Below are 1,088 nucleotides of genomic sequence, written 5' to 3'. Positions count from 1 at the left end.
CGCCTATCTCAACGCAACACTGACAGCGATCGCCAATGGCCATCCGCAAAGCGGCATCGACGACCTGCTGCCGTGGAACTTCAAGACGTCAAGCTAAGCTGCACGTGATGTCCAGCTAACGCTTACACAACATCTCGATGAAGCTCCGAAAAAAGGTCGAGATGCTATTTGCCCACCTCAAATGCATCCTTGGCTTGGGCCGACTGCGATTACGTGGTCCATGCGGCGCAAATGACGAATTCGTCCTCGCCGCAACCGCCCAGAACCTCCGGAAACTGGCCAAGATCTTTCCCGCACCGCAGCAAACGCGAAAAGCCTGACAGGAAAGGCGCGCGCGCCCGATTTGGAATGGCTATTTCCGCGCTCGCAAACGTCTGCTTTTCCACAGAATCGGCCAGTTGCTGCCGCTCACCCCATCGGTTGGCTCCGAGGTGCAGCTCGGCTGAACCGGCGATTCATGCGCCGCGCAGCATTTCGGCAAGCCGCGACCCCCCCCCGACAAGCGCGGCGCGTCTTGTCCATGCCTTCATCTGTCACCGTTTCCTACCATTACGTTGGAGCAGGGACTCCTGGGCCTCTCTCCTTGCGCCAATTTGCGGAACAAGCGCGCGTGCTTCAAGAAAGATGCGCGGGGCACCCTCAAATGGAGGAAGAATTTCCGTCGCCTGCAGGGGCTTGGGATATCCAGTCAACGGCGGTTTCGTAGTCCCGCCCGAGATTGAGAACGGTGGCATCCTGACCGCGATGGCCGATCAGTTGCAGCCCCATGGGCGTGCCGGAGGGGCCGAAACCGGCGGGGACACTCAGTGCCGGAAGCCCGGTTAGAGAGGCGGGCACGACGACCTCCATCCAGCGGTGGTAGGTGTCCATTGTCGTGCCTGCGATCTCCTTGGGCCAGTGCCAATCGGCGTCGAAGGCAAAGAGCTGTGCAGATGGAAGGGCGAGGATATCCACCTCCATACTGGCGGTATAGCGGAACCAGTCCGAACGGATGGCGCTTGCCTTTTGAATATAGGCACCCGATACGGCAAGGCCCTGCTCGATCTCCCATCGCAACTCCGGCTTGACCATCTCGGGCGATTGCCCGA

Annotated in this window: 2 protein-coding genes and 1 pseudogene; 2 read left to right on the top strand and 1 reads right to left on the bottom strand. The window is 60.0% G+C overall.

Annotation, left to right across the window (positions count from 1 at the left end):
• Both KAK09_RS19185 and KAK09_RS18575 read left to right on the top strand, forming a co-directional pair.
• The coding region (locus KAK09_RS19185) for a transposase domain-containing protein (protein WP_210879786.1) at positions 1 to 97 on the top strand (97 nt) is incomplete at its 5' end.
• A 37-nt stretch (positions 98 to 134) separates the two neighbouring features.
• A pseudogene (locus tag KAK09_RS18575) lies at positions 135 to 320 on the top strand (transposase); the annotation flags it as partial.
• 319 nt (positions 321 to 639) lie between these two features.
• Here KAK09_RS18575 and KAK09_RS18570 read toward each other — a convergent pair.
• The coding region (locus KAK09_RS18570) for an amidase family protein (protein WP_247651434.1) at positions 640 to 1,088 on the bottom strand (449 nt) is incomplete at its 5' end.

The sequence above is a fragment of the Roseovarius autotrophicus genome (assembly GCF_018069895.1).
Lineage (GTDB): Bacteria > Pseudomonadota > Alphaproteobacteria > Rhodobacterales > Rhodobacteraceae > Roseovarius > Roseovarius autotrophicus.
Note: the sequence above shows the minus strand (reverse complement) of the source record. Positions and strands in the feature narration are given on the sequence as shown.